The sequence below is a fragment of the Microcystis sp. M079S1 genome (genome assembly GCF_020246425.1).
GTDB classification, from domain to species: domain Bacteria; phylum Cyanobacteriota; class Cyanobacteriia; order Cyanobacteriales; family Microcystaceae; genus Microcystis; species Microcystis aeruginosa.
Window position 1 is genome coordinate 1 of sequence record NZ_JADBSZ010000273.1, and the last position, 9,455, is coordinate 9,455.

11 protein-coding genes are annotated in these 9,455 nt (G+C 39.7%); 4 read left to right on the forward strand and 7 right to left on the reverse strand.

Annotated elements, in window-relative coordinates; genetic code table 11:
- Positions 1-290 precede the first annotated feature (290 nt).
- The 7 genes from IM456_RS17960 to IM456_RS17990 form a co-directional block, all read right to left on the reverse strand.
- Entirely contained in the window at positions 291-545 is a 255-nt protein-coding gene (locus IM456_RS17960; RefSeq protein ID WP_002782656.1) for a hypothetical protein, read from the reverse strand.
- A 96-nt stretch (positions 546-641) separates the two neighbouring features.
- Complete coding sequence (locus tag IM456_RS17965) at positions 642-881, reverse strand: hypothetical protein (protein WP_287693347.1); 240 nt, start codon at positions 879-881, stop codon at positions 642-644.
- A 75-nt stretch (positions 882-956) separates the two neighbouring features.
- Positions 957-2,903, reverse strand: coding sequence for a pentapeptide repeat-containing protein (locus IM456_RS17970; RefSeq protein WP_287693348.1), 1,947 nt, complete (start codon positions 2,901-2,903; stop codon positions 957-959).
- 5 nt (positions 2,904-2,908) lie between these two features.
- A complete protein-coding gene (locus IM456_RS17975) occupies positions 2,909-3,193 on the reverse strand; it encodes a DUF2103 domain-containing protein (RefSeq protein WP_002732155.1) in 285 nt (94 codons plus the stop codon).
- A 2-nt stretch (positions 3,194-3,195) separates the two neighbouring features.
- The gene (gene clpS / locus IM456_RS17980) at positions 3,196-3,489 is read right to left on the reverse strand and encodes an ATP-dependent Clp protease adapter ClpS (RefSeq protein ID WP_002765336.1); all 294 of its coding nucleotides are present in this window, start codon (positions 3,487-3,489) and stop codon (positions 3,196-3,198) included.
- Positions 3,490-3,544: 55 nt separating this feature from the next.
- Positions 3,545-4,678: a glycosyltransferase family 4 protein gene (locus IM456_RS17985; RefSeq protein WP_149987084.1), complete on the reverse strand. Its 1,134-nt coding sequence runs from the start codon at positions 4,676-4,678 to the stop codon at positions 3,545-3,547.
- A gap of 95 nt (positions 4,679-4,773) precedes the next feature.
- The gene (locus IM456_RS17990; protein ID WP_149987085.1) at positions 4,774-5,436 is read right to left on the reverse strand and encodes a 4'-phosphopantetheinyl transferase family protein; all 663 of its coding nucleotides are present in this window, start codon (positions 5,434-5,436) and stop codon (positions 4,774-4,776) included.
- 110 nt (positions 5,437-5,546) lie between these two features.
- On the opposite strand from IM456_RS17990, the gene IM456_RS17995 reads away from it, so the two are divergent.
- The 4 genes from IM456_RS17995 to IM456_RS18010 form a co-directional block, all read left to right on the forward strand.
- Positions 5,547-6,488 carry a serine hydrolase gene (locus IM456_RS17995; protein ID WP_149987086.1) on the forward strand — a complete coding sequence of 314 codons (942 nt, stop codon included), beginning with the start codon at positions 5,547-5,549 and terminating at the stop codon, positions 6,486-6,488.
- A gap of 245 nt (positions 6,489-6,733) precedes the next feature.
- Positions 6,734-8,083, forward strand: coding sequence for an AAA family ATPase (locus tag IM456_RS18000; protein WP_149987087.1), 1,350 nt, complete (start codon positions 6,734-6,736; stop codon positions 8,081-8,083).
- Positions 8,084-8,779: a ParB N-terminal domain-containing protein gene (locus tag IM456_RS18005; protein ID WP_149987088.1), complete on the forward strand. Its 696-nt coding sequence runs from the start codon at positions 8,084-8,086 to the stop codon at positions 8,777-8,779.
- 277 nt (positions 8,780-9,056) lie between these two features.
- Positions 9,057-9,455, forward strand: a 399-nt coding sequence (locus IM456_RS18010) for a Uma2 family endonuclease (protein ID WP_287693349.1), incomplete at its 3' end; no start/stop codon positions are given.

Sequence of the window (9,455 nt, forward strand, 5' to 3'; positions counted from 1 at the left end):
AAAAGTCGCGCGCAACAAGTACAAGAAGCTATAGGCGGTCAACGTACCGTGGGACACACGGAATCGGGCTTCTGAAATGGGGCGAAAGTCTGTGGACTCTGTGTAAGACAGTACATGGTTTTTTAACTGTGGTATGCGACAGTGGTGGAAGCAGAAACTTAAATCGTGAGGTTTAGGAATCGCCGCACTTTTAGGGCGGCGAGGATGTCAACTCCCGTACCTTTTTCCCCAACACGGCACGGATGAGAATATTGGCATCCAGAACGATTCTTTTCGTCATGGCAGAAAGCCTAACGCTCACCTTCGCGGAGTTGACGGAATTCGCGAACGAGCGCATCTTCAGAAAGTCCCTGTTCGCGTAAAAGCGCATCCAACCTCTCGGCGGCGCGTTTTAACCCGTCGATCTCCGCTTCCGACGGCTCCGGTCGTGCCGGCAAGAAATAGCCCACCGTCTGACCCTGGCAAGTGACGGCGATGGGAGTAGTAGAACTCAAATATTTGGCGAGATGATCCCGGAATTCTCCCATTCCGATTTTTTCTAGCATAGACTATTGCTTTTCCCGCTTGTGTACTGTTGTGTACATAATTTTAGCAGAAAAATCTTAGGTTGGGGACGTGCTAACTCGCTGATAATGTTAGTATCACACAGGAATGTCATTTAAGCTTTCTGCAAATGGATTAGAACGATCTTGGCGAGGAGGAACTTCTATAGTATAGTTTTCTTCAGCACAAATTTGTCGCAATTCTGCTAAAGCTTGGGCTAGGTTATCAAAATTTGTTTCAGTTTCATGGGCAGCTAATTTCTTCTCTAAGAGCAATCTTTCTTCTTCAGAAAGGGATTGGATAATTTGGACGAGAGATTCAATCAATTTGGCATTCATGGTTTTTTCCTCTTTCCACTCATATTTCTGTTACCCAAAACGAAAAGATAACTGCTGTATTCAAATTTTTACAGTTTATTTTAAATAAATCAAGAGATTTAACCCCGGAATCGTGCGCGAGAGAGTCCAGATAAGGAGAGTGATATAAAAGATGCCGATACCCCATTGATACCAAACTAAAAAAGAAATAATAGCGGGTAATTCTCGATCGCGAACTCGCCAATCATTAAAGCCTAATTTTAGCAAATTATTGAGACTTAAATCGTAATAATTTAACCAATTCCAACGCTTTTGCCAAGGAATAGGAGTATAACGATCGCGAAAGAGGGGAAATTCGGGAACCACGGGTAAACGGGTGATTAATAAGCGTAATTGTCGCATACTACCATCTTGCAGGAAATAGGAACTATCCATTAAATCGTGATAGCGTCCCCGACGATAAAGTTCGATAATTAAAATTAGGGGTAAGGGGACAAGAATTAGGGCAATAGCTGTTAAGGTTAGTAGGGGACGACTGGCAGATTGCAGGATATTAAACACACCTGAAAGGGTGAGAATAATATAGCTAGTTACCATACAAAAGATTTCATAACGACTAGGAATTACTGGTTTAGGAGTGAGACGACGCACGCGATCAATTAACCAAAATAAACAGCCAAAATAGGCAAAAATTATGATTCCGGTACCGAAAACTAAACTAAAATTTGTACCATCTTGACTTAAGAGTAATAGTAAAGCAAGGAAAGAAGTATGCAGAAAATCAGCTACCCAAGTGAGGTTAATTAGGCGAATAACTGAGATATTATTCAGTTTTTGTTTTAACTGTTGTAATCGCAATTTTTCGGTTTTGTATTCAATTTGATTAGCATCGGCAATTTGTTCTAGGGAGCGAAAATTACGAACTAAATTTCTTAAAACTGTTTCATTTCCTGTTAAAGTTGGTAAATAAATTGCTTGACCAATTACTCCTCTATCTCCCAGTATTTTCGCTTTATCGGAATCAAAAGCTAATCCTGATACACTCAAATAACTATTGTTAGTAAAAGTGGAATTACTAAAATCTACCTGATCTAAAAGTTTCACATCTTGAAAACTAACCACACCATTAAAATAACTAGACCGGAAAGCACCTGATTTTTCAAAAGTGGCATTTCTAAAGGTTAATAAACTTAAAAATCTACTCTTAGAAAATAGCGGACGATCTCGCCATTGACTTTGGGAAAAATTAGCTTCTTTTTGCCAGAAAGTACGGGTAAAATCTGCGGGTTTATCGTATTTGGTTTGATCAAAATAAGCTTCGGCAGTAAAATGACTGCGATGGAAGTTAGTAATACTTTTAAAATGGGCCGTGCGAAAGATGGCTTTATTTAAAAATTGACTTTGACTAAAATTTACATCTCCCATAAAATTGGCTTTGGTAAATTTTGCCACCCTAGCAAAACGCGATTCTACCCAATTACTTTCACGACTAAATTTTGCTGCCATTGCTTCGACAATTTGCAGAAAAAAAGTCTTAGAAAAGTCCACTTCTCCCATAAATACCGTTCCCTGCAACTTCACCGGTCCACGAAATACTGTGACATTAAAAACCGGTTCATCGCTATCGAATAAAAAATTTTCGTCCTGTTGTAATAACTGTTCTTCCGTGGGTGATAACAAGGTAGCAAGGGCCACTTTTGTTAAAGGAGTCGGTAAACCCAGACGGGAAGCGATAAAATTGCCTTGAATTAAGGAATTACTAAAATCTAAACCTAGGGGTTGTTTAGCGCGATTAATTTGACCTTGAATCTGTTGATAAAATTGTTCTTGCAGTTCCTTATTTTCATCGCGGATATCGATAACTAAATTGGCTAAATCGATAGTAGTCATCCCTTCTTTAAGGACGGGTGCGCTTAAACGTTCCTGCAATAAAGTTACTGTTAAAGGAACTCTATCCACTACTGCCAAACTAGGGAGAGAATGTAAACAGAAAAACAGAAAAACAATGATTAGTAACCAGCAGCCTTTCAACAACGCACCCACGACAGTTATTTTCCTAAACAAGCTTGGATAGCCATTTCTAAATCCTCTTGGTTTAAATCGGTAATAACAAAGACCTCCTGAACACTTTTTCCTGTCCTCGCAATCAGCTTAAAACCACCACGAATCGGCACTGATATCCGCAATTGTAACCGCGGACAATGACCTTTTGAGCGAGAAAGTACCCCCGGGGTGACAGTGGTGATTCCCTGATAGGTAATTAACTTTTCTAATACCGCAATCAACCCTGGAATATGAGTAGAATGATTCCAAACTAAGCGACCATTATTCATAATTATGCGGCCTCTAGGGGAGCCATGGTTAATCCTTCCCGTCGCAATTGTTGGTGATAAAGTTCCGCTTGTTCTTGGGGACCTGTCCAGACAATTGCCTGTCCTTGGTAGTGAACTTGATTAGTTAATTCCCAAGCTCGATCGGTAGTCATATCCGGGATATATTTAATTAAACAATTGGCCACATGATCGAAGGTGTTAAAGTCATCGTTGAGAACAATAACTTTATAGTTGGGATAAGTCTTTTTGACCACTTGGGTGGACTTATCTAAGGTGGTACTGGGTGCGCTGGCCATAGAAGTTACAATAGGTTAAGGTTTTGGCGGTTAAATTCGAGCATTTTGACAACAATTAAGCGGCAAAAGCCACAGAATTATTCTTCAAAACTTGGTGATAGTAATTTAATAACTGTTTGGTGGCCGCTTGCCATGCCCATTTTTCCGCTTCTAGACGCGCATTTCGTCGTAATTCCTCTCTTTCTGCCTTGGCGGTTAGTAATCTTTGGGTGGCACTAATTAAACCTTTTTCATCTCTAGGATCGAAGAGATGACCATTAACTCCATCGGTGACAATATCGGGAATTCCCCCCGAATTTGCCGCCACCACCGGACAACCGGCAGCCATGGATTCTAAGAGTACCAAACCGAGGGTTTCTGTGCGTGAGGGAAAAAGAAAAGCATCTGCGGAAGCAAAAGCGGAGGCTAATTCTAACCCCTGTAAATAACCGACAAAATGGGTATTTGTGTCAGCAAAATGACTTGTTAAAGCTTCCCGATGGGGACCATCTCCCACAATGGCAAATCTTGCTTCGGGAATCGCTTCTAAGACTGGTTTAATGCGATCAATTTCTTTTTCGGCCGACACTCGACCAACGTATAATAAGAGAGGACTATCGGGGTTATTTTGGGATAATTTCAGTCTCATACCCGGGGATTTTAAATGAGGTTGAAATAATTCCGTATCGACTCCCCTTTGCCAAAGCTCTACCTTTTCAATGCCACGACTAGATAATTCTTGTACCATAGCAGTGGAAGTGCAGAGATTTAAACTTGCTTGATTGTGGGCTAATTTTAATAATTCCCAGAGTAATCCTTCTAGGGAACCTAACCCGTAGTGTTGTAGGTATTGGGGGAGATGGGTATGATAGGAAGCGACGAGGGGAATGTTCATAGTTTTGGCAAAATAAATGCCTCCCACCCCTAAAACAGCTGGGTTAACCACATGAATAATATCAGGTTTGAACCTCTCTAAAGCTTGACCGACGGAAGGCCGGGGGAAAGCCATTTTTAATTCTGGATATAGGGGTAAGGGAATCCCTGTAACTCCATGAATTTTAGCACCTTTGTACTCTTTTAAACCGCCATCGGGAGAGAAAACTAATACCTGATGACCTAATCTTTGTAGGTGTTCCACGGTATGTTTAAGACGGGTGACAATTCCATCGATTTTCGGTAAGAAAGTTTCTGTAAAAAGAGCAATTCGCATAGAGAAAACAAGATTAAGTAATAATTAAGGGCAAGCTTTTTGAGATAGCTAGGAATAATTACTGAATTTCTCAAGGCAATTAACTCCCCAATTAATCATAGATCAGAAAGGCCAAAGGTTTTAATCACTCGATCTCTACCTTCGATAACCACCGTCGCTCGATAATTATCGCCGATTGCCGCTGTCCATAATTGCCATTCCCCCGCCACATTGTCTAATTTTAAGGGATTGAGGCCCACTTCCACTCGATCGAGTCCCCCGCTAATTCCCGTTCCCACTGCCTTTAAATAAGCCTCTTTTGCCGTCCATAACTGAAAAAATAGCTTTTCCTTCTCTGCGGACTTTTCAACAAGCTCGTGTTCCCTAGCACAAAAAAACCTTTTTGTCAAGCTATCTAAATCTTTCACCTCGCGCATTTTCTCTAAATCTACCCCGATGCGAGCGGTTAAAGTCAAGCCACAGATGGCCATCTCCTCGGAATGGGAGAGATTAAACTGCAATTGGTAGTTAATACTCGGTTTTCCCCGTTCGCTGTAGATAAACTCGATTTTTTCGGGACTTATCGCCAAATATGACCCTAAAATCTCCCGTAAACACCCCCTAGCCACCAAAAAACGCCGCTTGTGTTCGGGAAAATGGTAACGATTAGCTCTAATTATTTCATCTTCCGAGAGCAAAGAAGCCAGTGTTTCTAGTCTATCCCCAGAGGGATCAAGACTGATAAAATAGAGATGAACCTCATCGGTAGATATAAACATTAAACTCAGAAGCGATCAAATAATTAATTATCGGTAAATTTTACCTTAAAATGAGAATTGCCGACTCAATAATTTATCCACCTTCTAACTCTTGACTTTGCAGCACACCTATGAACTTTTTTCATACTGAAGACCATCTCCAACAGTTCGGTACAGATATTTTAGAAACAACTTGGCGAGAATTTCCCCAATTAGCTCAAGAACAAATCGCCCTAACTTGGATAGTATATGATCCTCCCGTTATCGTCAACACGGGGGGAGCAATTTCTCACGAAGAATTCTGGAAATATTCCCCCCGCGGATTTAGTTATCGAGGACAAGAAAGAACCTATCCCGCTAGTTTAGTGAAATTATTTTATTTAGTAGCGATTCATGAGTGGTTAGAGGGGGGAATGATTGCCGAAAGCAGCGAATTAAATCGCGCCATTCGTGACATGATTGTTGACTCTAGTAATGATGCTACCAGTTTAGTTGTAGATCTGGTTACAGGAACCACTAGCGGTCCAGAAATTGCCGCCAGTCCCTTTGAAACTTGGAAGCAACAACGCAACATAGTTAATCGTTATTTTCAATCCTTAAATTGGCCAGAATTAGCGACAATTAACGTTAATCAAAAAACTTGGTCTGATGGTCCCTATGGACGTGAACGCGCTTTTTTAGGGGAATTAATGGAGAATCGCAATATGTTAACTAGCAATGCAGTGGCGCGTTTAATTCATACTATTGTCGGGGGGATTGCTGTTTCTTCCCAACGTTCCCAAATGATGATGTCTTTACTAAAACGAAGTCTTAATCCTGCTGATTGGACAAGTCAAGGAGATGAGACACAAATTTTAGGATTTTTGGGACAAGGATTACCAGAAAATAGTCAAATTTGGTCAAAAGCTGGTTGGACAAGTCAAGTACGTCACGATGCAGCCTATATTGAAATTCCCCATCATACTCCCTATCTCTTGGTGGTATTTACCGAGGGAAAAGATAACAGTCAAAATCGCTCAATTTTACCTTTTATTTCCCAGAAAGTAGCCGAGAAAATTATGCAGATCCATTAATTAAGCTGTGGGTAGGATGGTTTTCTCTGTCATTGCCAAAAGTGCTAGATAAACATCCTACTGCAATAAATCCGTAAATTTACCGATGTGCATCTCAATATACAGCTTTTCTGGGATAGATGGGGTTCGTTCTTGCAGCTGAAATACTTGATTAAGTAAGGATTTAGTCTGTGCTTCACCTTGACGGGAAAGGCCGTCATCATTTAAACTAACAATAAGTTGTTCTTAAGTATTTCCTCAAATGTGTGACTTTCAACCCTCACCATTGTCATAACGAAAGGGAAGTGGAGAGTAAATTAATTGTCCAGTATTTACTCCCCAAACTAGGCTACAATCCCGAACATTGGTATCAACAAGTTAGCTTCGGTAAAGTACGCTTAGATTTCCTTGTTTCTGCTCAAAAACCTATCAACAAAAAGCAGTTTTTACCCTCTCACTGTCTAATTGTCGAGGCTAAAAACCCCAGAGAAAAGCTCATCAATCATCGTCACCGCTTAGGTTATTATCTCAACTACTTTAAAGTGCAGTGGGGATTATTAACCAATGGTGATGAGATTCAACTTTATCGAAGAAAACCCGATAAAATTTATTTAGTTTTTAGATGTTCTGGGTTAGAAATTGCCTCTCACTTAGAACAGTTAAAATCTCTGATTGGCTACGAAACTTTATCCCTGGGTATTCCACCGCTTAATTCTCCAACAATCAACAACAAAAATCCCATGAAAACCATCGCAATTTATCATCATAAAGGTGGTGTTGGTAAAACCACCGTCGCTACCAATCTAGCGGCAGCCTTGAGTAAAAAAGGCAAGCGAGTATTATTAATTGATATTGATGCTCAAGCTAATAGTACCTTTGCCGTTGGTTTAATTAAGTTTCAATTCGATGATGACGATGATTTAAAAGATAAAAATGTCTTTCATTTACTAGATAACAGTAACCGTATTTTTATTGAGAATATCGTCAGAAAGTCTCAAGGATTCAATCATCCAGAAATTGATGTTATTCCCTCTCACATATCTTTAATTGCTAACCAAGCGAAAATTAAAGATAATGCGGCGGTATTTGCTAGATTGGCCAGAAAATTAGAGAAAGTAAATAATCAATACGATATTGTAATTATTGATGCACCTCCCGCACTTGATTTATATGCACGCATTGCTTTAATTGCAGCTGATTATCTAATAATTCCTTCAGATCTTAAACCATTTTCTAATCAAGGATTAGATAGCGTTAAAAACTTTGTTCAAGAGGAAATTAATGAAAGTCGTGGAGATTTGGGTAAACCAACCCTACAAATTTTAGGCGTTTTACCTTCCAAAATTTCCACCCATGCTCAATACTTAAGATTTAATTTTCCCAAACAAAAACAAGTGATTCCAGACAAATATAATTTACCCTTGATGGAATCAACTATCTCGGAAAGAATGCCTTTATCTCGCTGTATAAATCAATACGTTACCGTGGGAGATTTAGAAATTCCTGCCCCCCAATCTATAATCGATTATGCGGAACATCAAGCTGATGCGGGAGTATCAGCATCAGAATTTGAAGCCTTAGCACTAGAAGTTTTAGCTAAAATAGGAGTTAAATAAATGTGTAAATTTTTACGAGTCGATATTACTGATATTAATCCTTCCGTTCCCAGAGAAACCTTCTCTGAAACTGAATTGGAAAATTTAGCCAATCTTATTATTGAAATGGGTGGACTTATTCGCCCTGCTATTCTCAAAAAAGCTGATAATAAAAAAGTTGATGAACGTTATAATATTATCAGTGGAGATTTAGAATATTATGCTTCTGTTATCGCCAATCAGAAAGTTCCTGACATCGAGATGATTAACGCTTTTGTAGTTGATAAAGAAGCGGAGAATATTGCTTTACAGCAAATACAGTTATTATCCCCTTCTCCTGGGTTAATTACCAGGTCCGAAAAAATAGATAATCCTCTAGAATTGAGGATGAGTAATCTTGAAAAACGATTAGAAACCCAGTTACAAGCAATCCGAGAGGAGTACCAAAAAGAAATCAAAAGACTGGAAGAAAAAATTATTATTTCTGCTGCTCCTCCTCCTCCTTCTCCTCCTTCTAAGTCGATTTTAGAGCTTTTGAATAGCTGTGATGCTAATCAACTTAAAAAAGCGGGAATAAATAGAACAGTTACTGGAAATTTTATCAAAGTGCGAAAAGATAAGCTATTTATTTCTCTTGATGATATCACTGATCGAGTAGATAAAATGGGGGCAGCAACTCTGATCAAACTAATAGATTATTTGCTGACTTCTAATTGATTTTTGTGGGTGTGTTGAGCTACTTTAACACACCCTACCGATGGATGTTATAATAATGGAAGATCAGGAGAAATTGCTGATCCGATAGCGGGCAAAGATTAACTAAGTAGGTAGGTGTTAAAAATTGTCAGACACCCCCCTTATCAAGGGGGGCAGGGGAGATCCCCCCGCCTATCGGCACCCCCCTTAATAAGGGGGGCAGGGGTATCAAAGGCAAAATCTATCTTCTATTTAATTAGAAACACTTACCTAGAAGAAGGGTGAAAAGAGAAAACCTATGACAACTACCCCAGTAATTACTGCTTCTTTAACAATTCCTCCCCTAGAAAACGGCGATAAATTAACTCGATGGGAATTTGAACGACGTTATCAAGGGATGCCCCATCTCAAAAAAGCGGAATTAATTGAAGGAATTGTTTATATGGCATCTCCCCTCAGATTTGAAAGTCACGCCGAGCCTCATGCTAATATTATCGGATGGTTAGCTCTCTATAAAGCGGCGACTCCAGGTGTTAGATTGGGTGATAATGCCACCGTGAGATTAGATATTGATAACGAACCCCAACCGGATGCCCTATTAAGAATTGACAAGGGAGGACAATCGACAATTAGTCAAGATGATTATGTAGAAGGCGCGCCGGAATTAATTGTCGAAATTGCCGCTTCTAGTGCTTCC